Origin of the sequence: Photorhabdus aballayi (genome assembly GCF_026153155.1) — a bacterium.
GTDB lineage: Bacteria > Pseudomonadota > Gammaproteobacteria > Enterobacterales > Enterobacteriaceae > Photorhabdus > Photorhabdus luminescens.
On record NZ_JAPFCD010000013.1, the window covers coordinates 89,302 to 110,088 of the forward strand.

The 20,787-nt window shown below is 42.6% G+C and carries 13 protein-coding genes and 1 pseudogene; 7 read left to right on the forward strand and 7 right to left on the reverse strand.

Annotated elements, in window-relative coordinates:
• The first annotated feature begins 28 nt into the window (after positions 1-28).
• The 3 genes from deoA (at position 29) to deoD (ending at position 3,438) form a co-directional block, all read left to right on the forward strand.
• Positions 29-1,351 carry a thymidine phosphorylase gene (gene deoA, locus OO184_RS09435; protein ID WP_265378953.1) on the forward strand — a complete coding sequence of 441 codons (1,323 nt, stop codon included), beginning with the start codon at positions 29-31 and terminating at the stop codon, positions 1,349-1,351.
• Positions 1,352-1,421: 70 nt separating this feature from the next.
• Entirely contained in the window at positions 1,422-2,645 is a 1,224-nt protein-coding gene (gene deoB / locus OO184_RS09440; RefSeq protein WP_265378954.1) for a phosphopentomutase, read from the forward strand.
• Positions 2,646-2,721: 76 nt separating this feature from the next.
• On the forward strand, positions 2,722-3,438 hold the full coding sequence (deoD, locus tag OO184_RS09445) for a purine-nucleoside phosphorylase (RefSeq protein WP_265378955.1): 717 nt from the start codon (positions 2,722-2,724) through the stop codon (positions 3,436-3,438).
• Positions 3,439-3,529: 91 nt separating this feature from the next.
• Here deoD and OO184_RS09450 read toward each other — a convergent pair whose 3' ends face one another.
• Both OO184_RS09450 and OO184_RS09455 read right to left on the reverse strand, forming a co-directional pair.
• Positions 3,530-4,684, reverse strand: coding sequence for a trans-sulfuration enzyme family protein (locus tag OO184_RS09450; RefSeq protein WP_265378956.1), 1,155 nt, complete (start codon positions 4,682-4,684; stop codon positions 3,530-3,532).
• A 17-nt stretch (positions 4,685-4,701) separates the two neighbouring features.
• On the reverse strand, positions 4,702-6,069 hold the full coding sequence (locus tag OO184_RS09455; protein WP_265378957.1) for a pyridoxal-phosphate dependent enzyme: 1,368 nt from the start codon (positions 6,067-6,069) through the stop codon (positions 4,702-4,704).
• A gap of 485 nt (positions 6,070-6,554) precedes the next feature.
• Here OO184_RS09455 and OO184_RS09460 point away from each other — a divergent pair, with 485 nt between their 5' ends.
• The 4 genes from OO184_RS09460 to OO184_RS25445 all read left to right on the forward strand — a co-directional run bounded on the left by OO184_RS09460 (position 6,555) and on the right by OO184_RS25445 (position 14,308).
• On the forward strand, positions 6,555-11,042 hold the full coding sequence (locus tag OO184_RS09460; RefSeq protein WP_265378958.1) for a hypothetical protein: 4,488 nt from the start codon (positions 6,555-6,557) through the stop codon (positions 11,040-11,042).
• Between the two features lie 2 nt (positions 11,043-11,044).
• Positions 11,045-13,075, forward strand: a complete 2,031-nt coding sequence (locus OO184_RS09465; protein ID WP_265378959.1) for a hypothetical protein — start codon at positions 11,045-11,047, stop codon at positions 13,073-13,075.
• Positions 13,076-13,568: 493 nt separating this feature from the next.
• Complete coding sequence (locus OO184_RS09470) at positions 13,569-14,033, forward strand: avidin/streptavidin family protein (protein WP_265378960.1); 465 nt, start codon at positions 13,569-13,571, stop codon at positions 14,031-14,033.
• Between the two features lie 77 nt (positions 14,034-14,110).
• Positions 14,111-14,308 carry a hypothetical protein gene (locus OO184_RS25445; protein WP_265378961.1) on the forward strand — a complete coding sequence of 66 codons (198 nt, stop codon included), beginning with the start codon at positions 14,111-14,113 and terminating at the stop codon, positions 14,306-14,308.
• 146 nt (positions 14,309-14,454) lie between these two features.
• On the opposite strand, the gene OO184_RS09480 is transcribed toward OO184_RS25445, so the two are convergent.
• From OO184_RS09480 to OO184_RS09500, 5 genes and pseudogenes are all read right to left on the reverse strand, one after another.
• On the reverse strand, positions 14,455-14,946 hold the full coding sequence (locus tag OO184_RS09480; RefSeq protein ID WP_265378962.1) for a hypothetical protein: 492 nt from the start codon (positions 14,944-14,946) through the stop codon (positions 14,455-14,457).
• Positions 14,947-14,968: 22 nt separating this feature from the next.
• Positions 14,969-15,649 (reverse strand): hypothetical protein, encoded by a 681-nt coding sequence (locus OO184_RS09485; RefSeq protein ID WP_265378963.1) that lies wholly within the window; start codon positions 15,647-15,649, stop codon positions 14,969-14,971.
• A gap of 43 nt (positions 15,650-15,692) precedes the next feature.
• Entirely contained in the window at positions 15,693-15,962 is a 270-nt protein-coding gene (locus OO184_RS09490; protein WP_265378964.1) for a hypothetical protein, read from the reverse strand.
• A 117-nt stretch (positions 15,963-16,079) separates the two neighbouring features.
• On the reverse strand, positions 16,080-16,445 hold the full coding sequence (cdiI, locus tag OO184_RS09495) for a ribonuclease toxin immunity protein CdiI (RefSeq protein WP_265378965.1): 366 nt from the start codon (positions 16,443-16,445) through the stop codon (positions 16,080-16,082).
• 1,009 nt (positions 16,446-17,454) lie between these two features.
• A pseudogene (locus OO184_RS09500) lies at positions 17,455-20,787 on the reverse strand (hemagglutinin repeat-containing protein); the annotation flags it as partial.

Consider the following 20,787-nt stretch of genomic DNA (forward strand, 5'->3'; position numbering starts at 1 on the left):
CCGATTTTAATCATGATTGGAGAATGCTTTGTTTCTGGCACAGGAAATTATCCGTAAAAAGCGTGATGGGTACCGACTGAGTGAAGAAGAGATCCGCTTCTTCATCAATGGCGTTCGTGATAATACCGTTTCCGAAGGACAAATTGCGGCGCTGGCGATGGCTATCCATTTTCAGGATATGGTGATGGAAGAACGTGTCGCCCTGACGTTGGCTATGCGTGACTCCGGTACAGTGTTGAACTGGCAAAGCCTGAATCTGAACGGCCCGATTGTGGATAAACACTCAACCGGCGGGGTGGGTGATGTGACTTCCCTGATGCTTGGCCCGATGGTGGCGGCTTGTGGTGGTTATGTTCCGATGATTTCCGGCCGTGGTTTAGGCCATACCGGGGGGACGCTGGACAAACTGGAAGCGATTCCGGGATTTGATATTTTTCCTGATGAGCAACGTTTCCGTGACATTATTCAGGATGTTGGCGTGGCGATTATTGGTCAGACTCATTCGCTGGCGCCGGCAGACAAACGCTTCTATGCAACCCGTGATATTACCGCGACGGTGGATTCTATCCCTTTGATCACCGCCTCAATCCTTGGCAAAAAACTGGCTGAGGGTTTGGATGCACTGGTGATGGATGTCAAAGTGGGTTCTGGTGCGCTGATGCCAACGTATGAAGCGTCACAACAACTGGCGGAATCAATTGTTAGCGTGGCTAATGGGGCAGGTTGTAAAACTACCGCGTTGTTGACGGATATGAATCAGGTTCTGGCATCCAGTGCGGGTAATGCTCTTGAAGTTCGTGAAGCTGTTCGATTTTTGACGGGCGAGAATCGTAATCCACGTTTATTCGAAGTTACGATGGCGCTGGGTGTTGAAATGCTGGTATCCGGTCATTTGGCGACCGACCGTGAAGACGCACGCAATAAACTCCAGTCTGTCTTAGATAACGGTAAAGCAGCCGAAATCTTTGGTCGCATGGTTGCTGCGCAACAAGGTCCGACGGATTTCGTTGAGCGTTATGACAGTTACTTGCCAACCGCTGTTTTCAGCAAACCCGTATTGGCTGAACAACAGGGATTTATTACGCATATGGATACCCGTGCTCTGGGGATGTCAGTAGTTTCCCTTGGTGGAGGGCGCCGTAAGGCAACAGATCGTATTGATTATAGTGTGGGGCTGAGCAAGATCGTTGCTCTGGATTCAGAAGTTAATGTAGGTACACCCTTAGCTATTATTCATGCCAACAATGAGCATGAATGGCAGGAAGCGGCAAAGGCAGTACGTAAAGCTATCGTTCTGGGTACAGAAGCCAAACCAGCCGCACCGATGGTTTATCGCCAAATTAGCGAATAATAACCATACTTAATTATTAGATAATGGTGGCATTTTCGCATTGAACGTGATTTGACGCAGGAGAAAATTTATGAAACGTACATTCATCATGGTATTGGATTCTTTTGGCATTGGAGCCAGTGAAGATGCCGAAAAATTTGGTGATAAAGGATCTAACACCTTGGGGCACATTGCAGAAGCGTGTGCCCGTGGTGATGCTGATGTCGGTCGCAAAGGGCCTCTGTCTTTGCCGAACTTAAGCCGTTTAGGTTTGGGTAAAGCGACTGAGGAGTCCTGTGGAACTTTCCCTGTCGGTTTGGATAAAGACGCGGACATTATTGGCGCTTACGCTTACGCCAGTGAACTCTCTTCCGGCAAAGATACACCGTCAGGTCACTGGGAAATTGCCGGTGTCCCGGTGCTGTTTGATTGGGGTTACTTCAAAGATGAAGAAAACAGCTTTCCGCAGGCATTGTTGGATAAACTGGTAGAACGCGCAAATCTGCCAGGTTATCTCGGTAACTGCCACTCTTCGGGGACAGTTATTCTGGATAAATTGGGTGAAGAGCATATGAAAACGGGTAAACCGATTTTCTACACCTCGGCTGACTCGGTATTCCAGATTGCTTGTCACGAAGAGACTTTCGGTTTAGATCGTCTGTACGAGCTGTGTGAAATCGCCCGTGAAGAATTGACTGATGGCGGTTACAACATTGGTCGGGTGATTGCGCGCCCATTTATTGGAGACAAGGCGGGTAGTTTCCAGCGTACCGGTAATCGCCATGACTTAGCTGTAGAGCCGCCTGCTCCTACCATGCTGAAAAAATTGGTCGATGAGAAAAATGGCGAAGTCGTTTCTATCGGTAAAATTGCCGATATCTATGCGAATGTCGGCATTACACAAAAAGTAAAAGCGACCGGCATTGATGCACTGTTTGATGCAACGCTGGTGGAAATGGAAAAAGCGGGTGACAACACCATCGTATTCACTAACTTTGTCGATTTTGACTCTTCTTATGGTCATCGTCGTGATGTTCCGGGTTATGCGGCGGCATTGGAACTGTTTGACCGCCGTCTGCCTGAAATGTTGAAACTGGTGAAAGATGATGACATTTTAATCCTGACAGCCGACCACGGTTGTGATCCAACATGGTCTGGTACTGACCATACTCGTGAGCATATTCCGGTGCTGATTTATGGACCAAAAGTACAACCTGGTTCATTGGGACATCGTGAAACTTTTGCTGATATTGGGCAGACAGTCGCTGAATATTTTGCACTGTCGCCAATGGAATATGGCAAATCAATGCTCTGAGCCTACTTATTGGCTGCTTTTGGGCAGCCATATATTACAAAAATAACCATTAAATAAAAAAATAAGGAATTTAATTATGGCCACGCCTCATATTAATGCTGAGATGGGTGATTTTGCCGACGTTGTTCTGATGCCAGGCGATCCATTACGTGCGAAATATATTGCTGAAACTTTTTTGGAAAATGTGCGGCAGGTAAATGATGTACGCGGTATGTTGGGCTTTACCGGTACTTATAAAGGCCGCCCGATTTCTGTGATGGGGCATGGTATGGGTATCCCATCCTGTTCTATCTATGCGAAAGAGCTGATCGCCGATTTCGGCGTTAAAGTCCTTATCCGTGTAGGCTCCTGTGGTTCAATACGTCAAGATGTTAAATTACGTGATGTGGTTATTGGCATGGGGGCATGTACTGATTCCAAAGTTAACCGTATACGTTTTAAAGATCACGATTTTGCGGCGATTGCTGATTTTGATCTGGTCCGTAATGCGGTTGATGCCGCTAAAGCAAAAAACATTAATGCGCATGTAGGCAACATCTTCTCTATTGAACTGTTTTATACGCCTGATCAACAAATGTATGATGTAATGGAAAAATATGGCATTTTGGGCGTAGAAATGGAAGCGGCTGGTATCTATAGTGTTGCGGCTGAATATGGCGCAAAAGCACTGACTATCTGTACCGTTTCTGATCATATTCGTACTGGTGAACAAATAATCGCCGAAGAACGCCAGACGACTTTCAATGAAATGATTGAAATCGCCCTGGAATCTGTTCTGTTGGGTGATAAATAATTCTGGTTCTACATTTGCTTTTGATGGCATAAAAAGAGCCGCTGTTTATTTAAATGCCAGCCGGTTGAATAAATTGGCTGGCATTGCTCTTTTATTGTGCGGCTTTTTCCAACGCTTGAGCTAAATCGGCGATGAGATCCTCTGCATCCTCTATACCTACAGAAATTCGTACCAACTGTGGCGTGATCCCAGAAGCAAGGCGTTTTTCTAATGGAATAGAAGCATGAGTCATACTAAATGGTTGACCGATCAGACTCTCCACCCCGCCCAGACTTTCTGCCAGTGTAAATAGTTTTAGCTCTTGAATTAACCGGCGGGCATAATCATCGTCACCTTTTAAGTGAACAGAAATCATACCGCCAAAGCCCTCCATTTGACGTTTCGCCAGTTCATGCTGTGGATGGGAAGCGAGGCCGGGATAGAAAACGGTTTCGATCTGAGGCTGTTGTTCCAGCCAGTGTGCGATTTTTTCTGCGTTATCGATGTGGCGCTGCATACGCAGAGCAAGTGTCCGCATGCCGCGCAGCACCAGAAAACTACTAAAGGGATCAAGCACGCCACCCACAGAATTTTGCAGAAAACCCAGTTTTTCTGCCAGTTCTGCATTTTTTCCGACGACTGCCAGCCCTGCGATCACATCAGAGTGACCATTAAGATACTTGGTGGCGGAGTGCACAACGATATCAAATCCCAGATCAAGCGGGCGCTGGAGATATGGTGAGGCGAAAGTGTTATCTGCCACACTAATAATACCGTGCCGTTGCGCTATTTGTGCGATAGCCGCCAGATCGGCCAGTTTCAGCAAGGGATTGGTGGGGGTTTCCACCCAAATCATTTTTGTATCGGGACGAATGGCTGCTTCAAGGCCGGCAATGTCATTGGCTTCCACATAAGTGACACGCAAACCGGCTGTGCGGCTACGTACTCTTTCGAGTAGCCGATAGGTGCCGCCGTACAGATCATCGACTGCCACCAAATGGCTATCCTTATCTAAGAGTTCCAGCACCGTAGAACTGGCAGCCAGCCCTGAACTAAAAGCGTAACCTCGGCTACCGTTTTCCAGTTCGGCTATCGCACTTTCCAGAGCATCGCGTGTTGGATTACCGCTGCGGGAATACTCATAACCAGTATGCTGGCCGGGGGCTGATTGGGCGTAAGTCGATGTTGCATAAATTGCCGGCATTATTGCGCCAGTGTGATCCGGTGTATAGCCAGCGTGAACAGTTTTGGTATCAAACTTGGTCATAAAGTCATTCCTAAAAATCAATTAAGTTGCTGACGCCATGCATTCAGCACATCTGTACGAGTTACCAGCCCAAGAAAGCGGCTATTATCGACGATTAGCGCCACATGTCCGGCATCGAAAGTTGCCATCAATTGTTGCAAAGAAGCGTTTCTATCCAGCGTTTTCACCTGATGAGTCATGGCGTGACTAGCGGGTAGGCTAAAATTGCGTGGATCAGCCTGCACGGTGTGCATCAAATCCCACTCATCAATAATGCCGACCACTTGCTCCCCTTTCAGCACCGGTAATTGCGAAATTTCATACAAGCGCATGCGGGTATGTGCGGTTTTTAACGTATCTTCTGGCGATATAAAAACCGTAGCGCCATCTTGATAACGGTAAGTAATATAATCGCTGAGATCGTGCTGTGGCACACGCGATTGGAATCCTTGTTCCAGCATCCAATAATCATTAAACATTTTTGACAGGTACTTATTTCCACTGTCACAGGCTAGCGTAACCACACGTTTGGGCGTCGTTTGCGCACGGCAGTAGCGCAATGCGGCGGCGAGCAAGGTACCACTGGAAGAGCCTGCCAGAACACCTTCCTTTAGCAACAGATCACGAGCACTGGAAAAAGCTTCTGCATCACTAACACGGTATGCGTGGCGCACTCGACTAAAATCGCCTAGAGGAGGGACAAAATCTTCGCCGATGCCTTCTACCTGCCAACTCCCGGCTTCGCTGTATTTGCCGTGTTCGATATAGTCCACCAAGATAGAACCATTTGGGTCTGCCAGAACAAACTCGGTTTCCGGCGAAACTTGGGCGAAATAGTGGCTCAAACCGCCAAGCGTACCGCCGGACCCAACACCAATCACCACTGCATCGACATTGTGGTCCATTTGCTGCCAGATTTCCGGCCCGGTAGTGGTCGTGTGCGCTGCGGAGTTAGCCGGATTATTGAACTGATCAATGTAAAAAGCGCCGGGGATCTTCTGCGCCAGACGTAGAGCATAATCTTGATAATACTCTGGATGACCTTTGCTGACATCCGAGCGGGTAAGACGTACATCAGTACCCAGTGCACGCAGATGAAACACCTTCTCCCGGCTCATCTTATCTGGAACGACCAGAATCAATTTATAGCCTTTTAAGGCGGCGACCAGAGCCAATCCAATGCCGGTATTACCAGCCGTGGCCTCGATAATCGTACCGCCAGGTTGAAGTAACCCCTGTTCTTCCGCCTGTTCTATCATAGAAAGTGCAACGCGATCTTTAATAGAGCCACCGGGATTTTGATTCTCCAGTTTAATGAATAATTGACATGGGCCGGTATTCAGATGCGTTAATTCCAGTAACGGGGTATTGCCAATCATATCGAGAACAGAGCGTGATGTGGTCATATCATATCCAGATAATCCGTTGTATTCAGATAGTTATGGAGGATAACTCTGTATATGTATTTGTTTGAAAGAATCAATAGCAACCATATATAGCCAAAAGGAATATATTAGTTTTGTTTTAGATGTGAAGAAGTATAGACGTTTAGATTTCCTGACTTATTAAAGTGTGAGGTAAATAAAATCATTTAAATTACTGCTAGATGTTAATCAAAATAAATCCGATGATTTTTTATCGGCAATTTATACATTGATAACTTAGTTATTAATCTAAGAAGTATTCAGGTTTTAAAAATATCCCATGAACAAGATGATAGCTATTCTCATCTTATTTACTTTTAGACTCTGTTATGATTTTAAAATAACATCCTCCTGTTTTCTTCTGTCCTCTGTCTTCTCTCTTCTGTCCTCTATTTTTACTCTGGCAAATCATATGCATTTTGTGTAGAGTTTGATCGTGCAAAAATAAAACAAAAGAGATTTTATGAATGAGGTGGTCTGAAACCTTAAAAGAAAAACTTTTTGATATCGCTTATAAGAAATTGGAGTTATTTAAAGAGTTAGATAATGCTATTGATGAACATGCTCGAATTTTGGAGGATATTAGACAAGATCTTAAACATGATAAAGCGACAACTACTGCCATTATGTTTGAGCTTGCAAAGATGGGATTTCTATATCAAAGGAGTAGAGATAAGGCACGCAAAGTCGCTTTGCCGATGAGAGACAAAACAGCATCTAAAGATGATTTCACATTGCGTGTATCTTATAAAGCGCTGAAAAAGGAAGAGAGGGAGGTATTTTTAAAAGTTAATCAGCTTTTTGAGGCGGGGTGGTTGGTAAATGATGTTGTTGATCACTTTTCCTTGCAATTAAATCGATCGAAAAGAAACATTATACAAGAATTGTATCGCCAAAAATTGATTATTCTTTTGGATGGAAAATATCAGCCATATAGCGTAAGCCGTAAGTCAGAACAACTTGGCCTTGCTAATTATTTAGCGACTAAGAGAGCCCCACAGCCTGTTAAAGATGAAATTAACACATTGAGAGCTCGATTATCTGAACTCTATAGCGTATATCAAAATAATAGTCCGAAACTGGTATTTTCAAATGACGGAACGGGTTTTGGTAAGAGTTATGGCGTACTTAGTCGTTACATTGAATCAGTTGCTATTAATGCGAAAAACAGTGATTTTACTAATTTTCTATTTATTACTCCCCAGAAAGCACAGATTGATTTTGACAAGAAGCTGATTGAAAAGGCGAAGAAAAAAGGTATTGAATTTCTTGGCCTTTATGGTCAGGAAGATCTGAGAGACTTGAACTTTGTAAACTGGGTTGAAGATTGCAACGGAGAAATTATTGAGAATAGAAAACGTTATTTAACATGGGAAAAAAGAGCGAAAAAATCACCGCTGGCATCGCAAGCCAATAATTTAGCTGTTATTGTTGGAATGATAGATAATATTGAAAGTCAAATTTTAAGACAAAAACGGCAGGTTGATGAATTTGATTTTATTCAGGATTACGAAGAGCAGCTTAAAAAGTATAAATCTAATTTAACGAGGGCGCTTGATGAGTTATCTGAGGCCGCTTTAAACCAACAAGAATTGGCAGTTAATCTACCTGCTATTATGCGAGCAGAGAACGAGATTGAGCAATTGCGTAAAGAAATTATCTTTCATTGTATACCTATGGCAGCCGCGATGGTTTCGCCTTGTATTCTTCTGGCGACGACGAGCAAATTTGATAAACCGATTAAAATGCCACGGATAAATAAGGCAGGTAAATATATTGTAAAATCCATGCCTTTTGATTACTTAATTGGTGGAAAAAAGAAACTCACAGACAGTGTATTAAGTGCTTTTTTAGAATCCCCTGTTGCGGAACAAATTGAATATTTAAAGACAGAGTTTTTCAAGATCGACGAAGAAAACTATTTTAGAAAACACAATATTAGTTTTACATTAGTGATTGATGAAGAACATGAAGCTTACCGAGTTTTTTCAACGTCACGTAGTGTGAATTTAATTGATAACAAAGTACAACTTGTTCATGTTTTTGCAGTAACTTACCGACTATTACAACAAGTGAAAGATATTGATGTTGCTAAGATACCATATTTACCTTTTTTTTCTGAGAAAAATGAATTTATTCATGATGTCAAGGAATATTTGGAAAAGAATTGCGAGCTATCTTTAGAAGGGACTATTGAACAAAACTTGGAGTCTTTACTTAAACTTTTTTCCGGCAATATCGATTTTGTTCAAATTAAGAGTGATGATATTGAACAAGTCATTAATATTACAAGAAATGTATTTAGTTTTTCTCCCAAACGTTTTTTTAATGAAGAATCACTCAAGAAGGTGAAAATTGAATTTGTACATAGAGGGAGTGGTTGTCAGTTATATTACTCTACGGATAATCGAGATAAAAATCCTTCTCTTCATGATACTTATCAACTTGCGATGGTCGTATTAGCTGCTGCTGCGAAGATTTCCAGTCGCTCACAATTTGCTAAATCACTTAAGCAAGCGGGGGATAGTAGCCAAAACTTTTTGATGTATAAGTTTATACAGAAGGCAGGAAAAATCAGGAATGAACTGAAACAAATGTTTGATCATCCTGCGTCGGAAGAAATGTTGATTTCTTACTTCTATACATATTTTCAGTCTAAAACAGTATTTACCATAGAGCGAATGAAAGAGTTAGAGTTTCAAGATGAGACATTAAGTAATCTCACGTATATAAACTTTACTCTTGATATTATTAAAGAGCAGCCCGAAGTGGCTTTACTCCGTAGTCTCTATAACACAAGGAATAGCGTAATTTGTCTCAGTGCGACGACAGGTTTTGCTGAAACCTATTCAGGGCAATATAATCGTAATTTCTTACGGCGATTTTGCTCTGGTAAACCAAATAACTTAGATATTCAAATCATTGAGCGAAGTGGTACTGACATTGCATTATTGACTTCTCTACGGGATAAACGAGCGGAATTAAGAACTATTGACTTTGGTGTATTTAATTCAGATCTTCCTTTATTTGATTTTTGCAAAGATTTTGATGACAGTTTTAAAATAAAATTTGATTTTCTTAGGAACGAGCTTTACGGTTTGGATAAAAACTTTAAAAATAGTTTGAATAACTACCAAAAGATAGAGTTCGAACGTCAGCTTTGTTCTATGCTCCTTGCTGCTTATCAAGGTAAGCATACGATGAGTTTGGCATTGAGTAATCGTTTTCAGCGTAAATTGAAAAGATATTTTTCCAGCTCAGAAGTAAAGATTAAAAATATCAAAAAGATTCATGATTCATGGAAAATATTTGAGTATTCGCCTTTTGCAAATAAACCTAAGATTCGGGTGATTTTATTTGATGCGGAATTACGTAAAGAATGTAATATTAGAGGCTTCATCCACGTAAAGGATGAAAATACGAAAGTTGTATTACTCTCCTCTTATAAAAGTGCCGGTACAGGGTTAAATTATTTTCTGACTTATCCGGGAGAAGAGGGGGGGTTATTTGAGGAGGATTTTGAGCGTTTAGTATTAACAAGTGCGCCATTTTGGAGTTCAATCATTAAGGATGAAAAAACAAATGATAGGACACTTCACTCGTTGCAAAACTATCTGCTGTTAATGAAACAATGTTCTGATTCAGATGAAGAAAAATTTCTAAAGGATTTTGATGTCAATTTATCAAGTGGTGAAGATTACCAGTTCTTAATGCGTGAGCATATGATTGCTAGACTAAAAGATTTAATGCAAGCTATTGGTCGTGTTGAGCGTAAAGATACGAAGATGAACACAGAGATATTCATCCCGGATAATGCTGTAGAGGATGGAATAGTTCTGTTTAATCAATTTACTCGGATTAAAAAAAATCGTCCGATATTAGAGAGTATGTCTTTATTAAATCATCATTTTATGCAGCTATGCGAAAAAGAAAGAACGATGTGTAGTTTTAAATCGTGTGCAGAGAGGGAGTCATTTGAGAAAGAAATAGCTCGAAATTCGGCTTTACTTAAAGAGTTCTTTGAAGATTTTGTTCCTGAGGTACTCTCAATTGCAAGGAAAGATAATGTTGAAGCGATTATCTTTAATGAACAGCTTAGATCTATTGAGTGTTTGATATCGCCATCAAACTATGTAAAAAAACTGAAATCAAATTCTCATGTCCAAAAATATCAGGCAATGATGGATGCGGTTGACGCACTATATATTGATATATCTACCGCTCCACAGTTGAAGCTAAGTATTAAAAATCTTGAAGATGGGATAATAACGTTAACTGATATTGAGCATGGCTATTCAATATATCATCCTAAAGAATGGATATTTTCAGGTATTGGTAATCGAGTTGGCGGTAGAAAAGATGAGTACGTCACACATATTTTAAAAGAAATAGCAATGCTAAACAAGAATGTATTTAAAGATTGCATTCCACATCCATTTTTTATTCCATTGCTCAAAGGGAATATTGGTGAGTATTTATTTAGCCTACTTCTGGCTAGATTACCTAATTGTCAGCCAATAGAACCTGAATTATTAAGTGAAAAAATAGGAAAAAAAGCCTATGAATTGTTTGATTTTTATATTGAGGTGGATAAGCATTTAATTTGTGTTGATACAAAAAATTGGTCATCTACTTTAGATAAAAGATATCAATCTTTAAAAACACATGATAATGCTCAAAGAAAAGCTAGCACTATTTCAAGTTATATTGCTCGTAAATATGAATCGGTTAAGTTCGTATACTTAAATACTCGTATGGAGAATAACCCATTAAACCTTGAACAAGAAGTATCTCCAGATAGTAAAATTTATTATCTTAACTTATTTAAAGAATACTTTGGGTATGAAAACAAAAAGCAAGATTATGATCAGGATTTTCGTATAGGTTCAGGAAGTGAGTTAGTTAAAGAAGTTCGTATTAATAAACAGATATTAAATTTATTGCAAGGTGGTTGATAATGATAAAATTAGTTGATATTGCTAAGGATTGTTCTGGTGTTTCTCCTATAGCTAAAACTAATATTTTAGACATTGGCGGGAGTGTTTCTGATAATATAGAAAAGCTATTTGAAGTAGATGATGGTAGTGGATTATATATTACTCATGGTCAAAAGAGCTTTGTTAAAGAAGAGGGTGAGAGAGACAAAGATTTCTATGCTAAAGTAGATAAGGAAATACAGAAAATCATAAGGAAAAAACTAAATTTAAATCTATCAGAAAAAGTGTTTTACGATAGTTTTTGGCATAATAAAGCCGTTCACTTTTTTTATCTTTCCGACCAGGAATATGACATAAAAGGTTTTATTGATAAATTTGAAGAAAATAGCAATTTTTTATGCAATGTTTTTTCTGCGATTGTGGGATTGCATATTAAAAGAATTTTTCTAAAAGAGCTTGAAGAGAGTTATGAAATAGAACCTGAATTTTATAATTCACGAATTTATTTATCAGCAGAAAAACGTGGTAATATAATTGATACTTTTTATCCGCGTTTTCATTTCATTCATCAAAAAGAGTTAGTCGTAAATTTACATAGAAAGGTTTTTAGAATTGAAAAGAAAGTGGATTCATACAATACAGAAGAAATTCAATTATTATTTAGAACTAAAGAAAATAATTTTCAAGTCACAGATAATATCAATACCAATGAACACTCTAAAAAAGAATTTATGCGATTCATGAACGGATATCGAAACAGTAAAAATTATGTTCAAAACTTGATTATACAAAAAATAAAAGAACTATTAAATCATGCTGAGATCTCTTTTAGTGAAAGATACTTTAAAGCTGATTATGTCCTTCATGACTTTATCACGGTTAATAAAAATTTATTACATCCTCTGGTATTAATAGATGCCAGAATTCCAAAGCATTCTACTGATAGTAAAGCCAAAATGTTTTTGGAAAAAGAGATCAAGGAAGTATTTGAAATAAAAAAATTAACTTATTCCACTGCTAAAGATTTTAATGCATTGGATAAAAATAAAAACTATTTGGTTCTCAATTCATTGGATGGTGGAGCTAAAACCAGTATATTGGTTAAGGATGAAATTAAAAACACGACATGGGATGCATTTAAGCATATTAGAGAAAAGGGAATAGAAGATGCTGAATTGGATTACTATTCGAAATTAAAACATTATAGGTTTGAATCGCAAGGTGAAACAGTTATTCAGGGTATAAATTTAGATGATAATATTGTGGGAAACGATAAGAAGACTGGCTTAGAAAAATTAAGCAATAAAATAGTTATAAAAATCCAAAAGATCAAGAGTGAACTTTGGCTAAAAGAGAGAGTTTTCAAAGAGAAAAAAATTGAAAATATTGACCTTCCAGATTTAAAGATAACTCTTGTATATATTAGGATTCCAGAGTGGTTTAATAAAAATAATAAAATACTTGCTTCAATAGTTGATGTTGATATTCATAATAAAACGATTTTTATTAATGAACATTCACTTGTAGAGAGTCGATCGGACCTTAAAGAAAAGTGCGAATTTATGAAAAAAATACCAAAACTTTATAATGAGTCTTTTTATTTATTTGATAATGTTGAAAAAATATGTCTTAGCCGATATCACTCAGATAGAATTCCCAGGATCATCGGTAATCAGAAAATAGATAATATTGAATATGCCTTGGAAGATGAAAGTTTAGTAAATAGAGTATGTAATCCTATTGAAACAGTTTTACCCTATTACTTAGCACCTAAACAAAATAGTCAGTATGAACATATTTATCTTCAACCGAAGGGGAATGATTTATTGTATTTTGTATCACCATGCAATTCACCTAATCAAACGATTGCAAAAGAGAACTTAATTTACAATATTCTGACTATCGATAAAGAGGGTAAACAGATAAATGCTATGGAACAAAATATCACATCTATTTTCCTACGTTCTTTTACCAACGATATATTAAAGTTAAGGGAAGTTAGTAAAAGCTCTTTATTCGAGAAAATAGCTAAGATATACATTGAGAACTAAGTGGAAGTTAAAAGGCTTTCTCTGAAAGAACGGAAGGATTACAGCGGCGGGCACCGAGGCTATGCTAAAGTCACGGTGCCATGCCTGCTAATCCTCCCAGAGATTGATGACGTTCGCGAAATCACGTTAGTATCCAAGTAGAGAGTCTGTAATTTAATCAGATAATCTATTTTTCCCATAACCCCATTACCATATGGGGTTTTATTACTTTCAATGTAGTTAAACATATCTAATTGCTAAAAAATTCAATGTTTCATTTTTACCATGAAAGAAAATAATTTTCTTATTAAATAAAACCATTTCGCTATTATCTCTATAATAAATCACCCTACATAATATATATTTATCAGCGTGTCATTAGATTATAAATCCATATATATCAACAAATTAATTTTCTTTAACAAAACAACACGAAAGATAAAAGATATGAATTATACTTATCATTGTCATTAAGACACCAAGAAAGTTCAATCATACTTAATGGAGAGGACCTATGTTACTTGAAGAAATAATTAGAAAATCTGTCGCTACGAAGAGCATGATCGGCTTAGATGACATAGATAGTAATAATGCAGACATATCAGGAAAATGGGTTAACGAACTTGGTTCTACAATAGAAATTATACAGAAAGATAAAAAACCATTTTTTACAGGTAAATATACTAGCGCTGTAAGCGCTGAGGGAGGTTCAACGACAGGAATTATCACAGGGACTATATGTGGAAACCTCATTGTCTTTCTTGTGAATTGGGATGAATATGCTGCGATAACTTCATGGGTAGGTCAAATTGATATAAATTCACCTTTCATTGTAACAACAGAGCCAACAACGGCCAAAAATAGCTTTCCAGAAAAAATTACTACCTTATGGATGATGACCAGTAGACCTGAGGATATTAAAGACGAATGGGCATCAATAAACTCAGGAACTGATACATTTCATAGAATAAACAAATAAAATTTAATTTCCCCGCCACCGTGCGCTGAGGAATACTCAGAAAAAATGAGGCAGGCATAACGTTATGTGATCTACTGATGGTGCCAACAATTTCAGCAAGATCACTGCTATGCCTGTTTGCTACTGACCTGAGCGCCTTTGAGCGTGGCATCTCGGCCAGCGGTGAGGGGGAGGGTTTGTCCTGCATCCAGCGTAGTTTCGTTATGGCTGACGCCGTTGCCACTTTCACGGCCTTTGCCGTTTGGTGCTGGCGGGGATATTCAGGCCAGCGGTGATGTGGCACGACTTTACTCTTAAACTTAAGCGAATTTTTCCTGTACTTCTTCGTGGAGAACTTCCCCCTACTTGTTGGATGTCCAACTTTTGGGGGCAGTTCACTTGTGCTGGGATTTTTAAGTTAATAGTCGCATATATACAAAGATTAATCTTTTGGTAATCCTGCGGGGATTAAATACATTCTTTCAAACCATTCATAGCTGTAATCTAGCATATCTTTAATTGCATCGTCTGAAGCTAATTCATCATAACGCTTCTTGATATTTACAATTAGTTCAGTAGAGAAATGTGTTCTAAATGGTGTTTTACTATACATATCCAATCCTTCCATAGTAGCCTCTAATACTGGAGCTGACATATTTAGAACATTTTTTTGGACATATTCGAGACTATATTTTTTGTTTAAGTCAAATAAATGCGCAAGACATCTCGAATCTAAGTAAGTATCACCTATTTCAGATGACTCTAAAATAAGCCTACAGTATTGTTCACATAATGCCTTATCTGTGCACGATAATTCAGTAAGAGCCTCAGCAGCTTCATCATCAGGATTATCAAAGGAATTAATGTCCAAATAGCCATTTTGTATATAGCTATCTAGTTGTTCACGCAGTACTGCAATATTTTTTTCCATCATTGAATTTTCCTGTTGTTACAGTTCAAAGGCGTTTTGAACCATCAGGTAAAATCGTCCATACCGCATTTATACGGACAGAGTGACCATTGCCATTACGACCTTCTAATACAATAGAGCTTCTACGGTTTTTGGCTGTAACTGATTTGGCTGAATCGAGTAATTTATCCATTATTAGTACATTATTTTCTTTCGTGTCATGAACTCCTATCGCTTGCAGAGCAGCAGCCATAGATTCCCTGGTTTGCTTCTTCCCTGCAATCCCCAGCCCAATTATCTCGCTATTGCCGCCCACTTTCGGTATTATACCAAACTGCTCCGCGAACTCCTTGCCTTCAACAACCTTCTTTACCACATCCGGCAGCGACTGGTAAATCGCCTGAGCACTTTCCACATTCTCTGCCTGCACAAAGCGGTTTAACTGTGCCATCTCCTCACTGCTGAGACTGGAGAAGAGCGAAGTTCGGTTCAGGCCACTGGAGTCCGTTCCCGAGTTCATCATTTCCCAGACGGACACCACACAGCCCGGATTATGGGAACAGTTATCCGCCACACCTTCCTGACGGTTTTTCTCGCTGTGCTCTTTAAGCTTGTCGTAAATTGCCGGCTTATCTGTGCCAGTCTTCTCTGCTGACAGCAATTCTTCTTTCAGTTCGTAAACATCTTTGGCTGTCAGGAAATTATTCTCCACAATAACGCATTCCATTGCGAAGTTGACCGCCGAACGCCGACTTTCCCTGTATACTCAGTCAGTTATCACCAGATTTCCCCAGTCCTTGCTGACTGCCGAACCCAAAACTCCCTGACGCGCTTTTCGCCTCCGAAGGCCGGTTTTTCCCGCCGTGCCCTTGTCTGGGGAGCCCCTTTTTCGGCAACGGGCGAACGTCGCCCAACTTGCTTGGGCGGCGGGTGCTCGTTCTGCGGGCGCGGGCGGCACAGAGCCCGCAAGCTGCGCCCCTGCGACGCTCTGAACAACTGGCGGCTAAAAGGAAGATCCCAACTTTTGGGGTGCAGTTCATTTACCACCGGGCAGCCGGTGCAGGTCAGCATTGAGCACGGGCAGTTGATTATCCGGCTTGTTGAGCACAGCTGACGGCTAAAAAGAAGATCCCAGCGCTTGGGCTGGGATCTGGAGATTAACAAGGCATTTTGGCAAGTAAAGAGTTAATTTTATCTTTATCTTCTGGATGCCGATAAAGATATTTTTCACAAGCTAAGCGCACATAGTCATAGCAAGTTTCTTCACTTACAATCACTTCTGCTTCGTCATATTCTGTACAACCATAAGCGAACAAAACACCTTCAAAATGATCTTCTTCATAATAACTGTCCATATCTGGAAAATGACAATATGCACCATCCGTATTTAAAGCCCCTTTTTCCGTCAATAACTCTATGGTTCTCAAAAATTCTCCATCGTTATACATACGGTCAAAATAATGTTTCACTATCCAATGAGGATCTGAGTCTTCATATGGCTGCCCAAATAATTCTTTATTCATATGATTATTCTCACTTAGGATGAAAATTATTCACTCGACCACTATCTAAATCTAGGTAAACTCTAAACTCAATACCACCAGACTTAGCATCATATACACGTTGCCCTTTCGATATTGCCTCTTTATACCCGCTAGCAGCAGCTTTTTGACCTAGTTCCAACATTTTTTGGTCTGTATATATATTTGGATCGTATACTGTTTTCTTAAATGGCCCATTCTTACCATCGCCTTTAAGTCCAGTGATATTACCAGCACGATCTTTAGTTGGTATTAAATATTCTATTTGAGTAATACCTTTTGTTTCTGTTGGCTTTTCACTCACTATTTTTATCTGTTTTTCCTTCCCTGCGGCATGAAACTCATTAATATTGTGAGCTCCTTTAATTCCCCGTTGTTGCGTATAGCCATCTATCTTAGCTAAGTGAATCTTTTGGTCAGGGTTGAAATTTATTCCATCAGGATAACGGGGCTTTTCTTCTGCCTTAGATCCATACTTACCCGTTGGGTGCTCAACATTTGTTACCGTACCTTGATCCTTCGGACTGTATTTTCCTTCGCCTGCACTCCAGTTGCTGCCTTTGTTATCACCCGAGACTTTTGACGATGACTTCGGCCCTTTAGCCCCCTCCATCACAACAGGCAACGTCATGGCCATGGCAGCCGCCGTTTCCTTGCTCATGCCCATGGCTTCAAAGCGTTTCGTCCAGCCAAGTTCACCCACCTTACCCGTGGCCGCCTGACCCAGTGTATTGACGGCGGGCAGGTAGTTCCTGAACTCATTGGGTAACGTGCCATCCCGATCCATGTTTTTGAGGGTGCGTTCAAACACATTCCACTGTTCAACCAGGTAACCGTATTTTTGGGCGCACTGGTCCGGGTTGCTGTTACAGAAGTCCATCATTTCCTGGTTCTGGCGGATATTGGTATTAACCATATCCTTGATCACTTGTTGGCAGCTGTCCCCTTCACAGCTTCGGGCTTGCTGTGCAAAGCGATCCAGATCATTCACGCTCAGGAAGTTATTCTCGACCGCATTCTTCCCTGCTTGGGCCCCGGTCACGGCGCTACCAGTGGAGTCACCGGCAATGCCGCCAGCCAGACCTGCCGCCAGAGTGGAGAGGGTGCTGATGGTCTGTTTTTCCTCTTCACTTAAGTCACTGACTTTAACATTTTCGCCGTGAATATGCTTCATCAGTGCCCGGGCGGCCAGTTCACCACCCGCCGCGCCTGCTGCTCCAGCCAGCGCATTGCTACCACTGACTTCGGCAGCTACTGCCCCCAGAATGGCATGGGCCAGAGTATTAGTGACGACATCGACTTCATGGGTTTTCGGGTCGGTGGTCAGGTCTTTAATCACCCCAGCCAGGTAAGGGGAAGCGCCGCCCGCCAGCGCCTGCCCAATATTGCCGCCCGCGAGTCCCTGAATAGCAGCGGTAGCAGCCTGTAAAGCGGTGTGGTATTTGCCACCGGTGCCAAAGCCAGATTCATTCAATGCCTGATTATAGGCAGTCTTGTAAATCTGGTCTTTAATAAGTTCCGGGGTGATGTCGGTTTTACCTTTATCCTCCAGTGCCTTGATGGCCGCTTTTCTATCCGGGTCACTGATGTTCTCCAGTTTGGCGTGGGCGGCTTTGGTGGCGATAATGGCTCCTTCGGTGCTGGCGATGTCAATCACCTGCGCACTGATTTCGCCAATCAGTTGGGCCTGTTTCAGTCGTTGCTGCTCTTTCTCTTTGTCAAAGATAGGACTGAGAGCATTGTTAGCGTGGTCGGTATCCCGGCTCAGGGTGGTGATATCCTGTTGCTGGTTGTCTTTATCCCGGATAATCAGGGCGCCGTCACTGACTGCGGCATGGGTGGTGCTTTGAGCATGACCTTCCCGGTTAGCGCCGCCCAGGGTATTGGCGGCCATGTTACTGAGCAACATGCCGCCTGCTGAGCCGCCGGTGCTGACACTTACGCTGTGGTGTTCGGTTTTAAAATCCGCTTTGTTTTTTATATCGCCAAAACCCAGAGTACCGGTATCGAGGGTGTTTTTGTCTTTGTCTGCGGTACTGGCAATTACTGCGCCGTCAAGCTGAGTATGTTCCCCCACTTTCACTTGATAGCCGCCTTGGCCGGCGAACAGTCCGGTTTGTTCCTGTACGGAGTCAAAGTTGCTGTGGATTTTGTCGCGGCTGGCGCTGAGGTTCAATGAACCACCTGAGCCGATAGTGGCACTAACGCCGGCACTGACATTTTGTTGCTTCATATCGTAGCGGTTGCTGTCCTGCTCGCTACTGAGCGTCAGGTGGCGTTTTACGTCGGCGGTAATTTGTTCGCCGCTGACCTGAGCGCCCTTGAGCGTGGCATCCCGGCCAGCGTTGAGGGTGACAGTTTGCCCCGCATCCAGCGTAGTTTCGTTATGGCTGACGCCGTTGCCGCTTTCACGGCCTTTACCGTAGTTGGCGCTGGCGGAGAGGTTGATACCTGTGCCCCCCGGTCCGGCCGTGAAACCGACGCCCAGTGAACCCCCGCGACTGCTGTTTTTGCCGGTGGTCTGTTCGGTGTTCTGGCTGGATGAGAGCTGGATATCCCGGCTGGCATTGAGTTGCAGGTCTTTACCCGCCTGCAATTGGCCGCCCTGAATGCGGATATCGCCGTTCTGGTCTGGTGTGCCGGCAGCGGTGAGGGTGAGATTATCCCCGGTCATCAGGCTGCTGCCCTGTTGAGTGGTCTGGTGCTGTTTCAGTTCTGATCGGGAGGACTGGCTGCCGTAGGAGAGGCTGACCCCCACCAGGTTGTTGTTGGCTTTGTCGTCACCGCCTTTAGCATTGGCCAGACGAGCAGCCTGGACAGCCTGTACCCCGCTCAGGGCGGCTTTGGTGCCCTGTAAGGCTTTCAGGCGGCTGTCACTTTCATTGTTGGCGGCTTGAACCGTTTGAACTGCGGAATTCAGGGCCCCGCCTGCGGTGCCGGACAGGGCCACGGTCAGGCCGCTTTGTTTCTGTTCGGTTTTGGTGATGGCGGTGTGACTGTTTTCCGCACTGGTGATGTTAACGTTTTGACCGGAAAGTTGCATATCGCGGCCCGCCACCACATCACTGCCGTGAAGGTTGAGCTGTTTTCCGGCGCTGAATGTCACATTGCCCTGGCTGCTGCCTACGGTGCTGCCTTTGTTGAGGTTGCTGTCGATGTCGGTAGTGGATTTTTGGCTGGCTTTGCCGACGGTGAAACCGATACCCCCGGTCCCCATCAGACCGGATTTTTTCTCTTGTTTGAAGTGTGTTTCATGACGGGCTTCATCCGCGGTCGTGATGGTGAGCTGATTGCCGGCAGCCAGATTAACATTCTGAGTGCCTGCCACGTTACTGCCGATGATATTCAGGTCATTCCCAGTTTGTACGGTCACGCGGTCGCCGCTGAGTGTGGTGCTCTGTGCCCGGCGTTCATGCACCTCATCGTGGGTTTCGACGGAGGATTTGGAGAGTAAGCCTTTACTGGTCTGTTTGCTGTGTTCTACCAAGTCTGATGAAGCGGTGCCAGCATTTAGGGTGATGTTGTTCCCGGCCTGGGCGGTGAGTTGTTGATCGGCGTTCACGTTAGCCGCGGTAGCGTTAAGGTTGTTACCTGCTCGCAGTGCCAGGTTGCCCGCGGTGGTTATCTGGCTGCCAGTGTCACGCTCCTGAGTGAGATGGCGATAGTTGTCGCTCCCCCAGTCACTGTTTTCTGTGCGATGAGTGCGCAGAGTGTCCAGAGTCAGGTCGAGGCCCGCGGTTATCTCTGTTTGACCGTCTTTGCCTGCATTTTCCACGTCACTAGCCGTGAGATGGATGTTGTTGAGGGCTTTCAGCGACAAGGTACCGTTGTCATTTTGGACATAAATGCCCGCCGGCCGATCCAGCCAACGGTCAGCACCTTCTCCGCGCAGGGTAGAGGCGCTGGTGATATCCCGATCTGCCTGTGCAGAAACGCGGTCACGGCCCTGAATTTGTCCGCCGTGGTTGGTGATGTTCTGTCGGGCGGTTAAATCCACTCTGCCGCTTTGGATAAAGCCGCTATTGATCAGATTGCTGGCTGTCAGTTGGGTGACTTCACGCCCGCGGATAGTGCCGCTGTTGGTGATATCTTTTTGGCTATTTATGGTCACGTTTTTACCGGAGAGCAGGGCGCCGTCACCGGTCAGGTCGCCTTTATTCACGCGAGCGTAGACCTGCGGCACGGCGACCACCTGCGTTGTGCCGTTCGGCAGGGTCACGGTGCGGTTGGTCAGCCAGATAATGTCCGAGGTGAGCAGCGCCATTTGCGATGGGCTTAAGGCGATGCCGGGGGTGAGTTGTTGCTGTTTGCTGAAAGCAACGCC

Excerpts from the sequence above, each read along its gene's own strand:
- OO184_RS09490 (WP_265378964.1), bottom strand. The coding sequence starts at position 15,962 with ATGAACTGCACCCCAAAAGTTGGGATCTTCCTTTTAGCCGCCAGTTGT.
- cdiI (WP_265378965.1), bottom strand. The coding sequence starts at position 16,445 with ATGAATAAAGAATTATTTGGGCAGCCATATGAAGACTCAGATCCTCAT.
- OO184_RS09465 (WP_265378959.1), top strand. The coding sequence starts at position 11,045 with ATGATAAAATTAGTTGATATTGCTAAGGATTGTTCTGGTGTTTCTCCT.
- OO184_RS25445 (WP_265378961.1), top strand. The coding sequence starts at position 14,111 with ATGGTGCCAACAATTTCAGCAAGATCACTGCTATGCCTGTTTGCTACT.
- OO184_RS09455 (WP_265378957.1), bottom strand. The coding sequence starts at position 6,069 with ATGACCACATCACGCTCTGTTCTCGATATGATTGGCAATACCCCGTTA.
- deoD (WP_265378955.1), top strand. The coding sequence starts at position 2,722 with ATGGCCACGCCTCATATTAATGCTGAGATGGGTGATTTTGCCGACGTT.
- OO184_RS09485 (WP_265378963.1), bottom strand. The coding sequence starts at position 15,649 with ATGGAATGCGTTATTGTGGAGAATAATTTCCTGACAGCCAAAGATGTT.
- OO184_RS09460 (WP_265378958.1), top strand. The coding sequence starts at position 6,555 with ATGAGGTGGTCTGAAACCTTAAAAGAAAAACTTTTTGATATCGCTTAT.
- OO184_RS09480 (WP_265378962.1), bottom strand. The coding sequence starts at position 14,946 with ATGATGGAAAAAAATATTGCAGTACTGCGTGAACAACTAGATAGCTAT.
- deoB (WP_265378954.1), top strand. The coding sequence starts at position 1,422 with ATGAAACGTACATTCATCATGGTATTGGATTCTTTTGGCATTGGAGCC.
- OO184_RS09470 (WP_265378960.1), top strand. The coding sequence starts at position 13,569 with ATGTTACTTGAAGAAATAATTAGAAAATCTGTCGCTACGAAGAGCATG.
- OO184_RS09450 (WP_265378956.1), bottom strand. The coding sequence starts at position 4,684 with ATGACCAAGTTTGATACCAAAACTGTTCACGCTGGCTATACACCGGAT.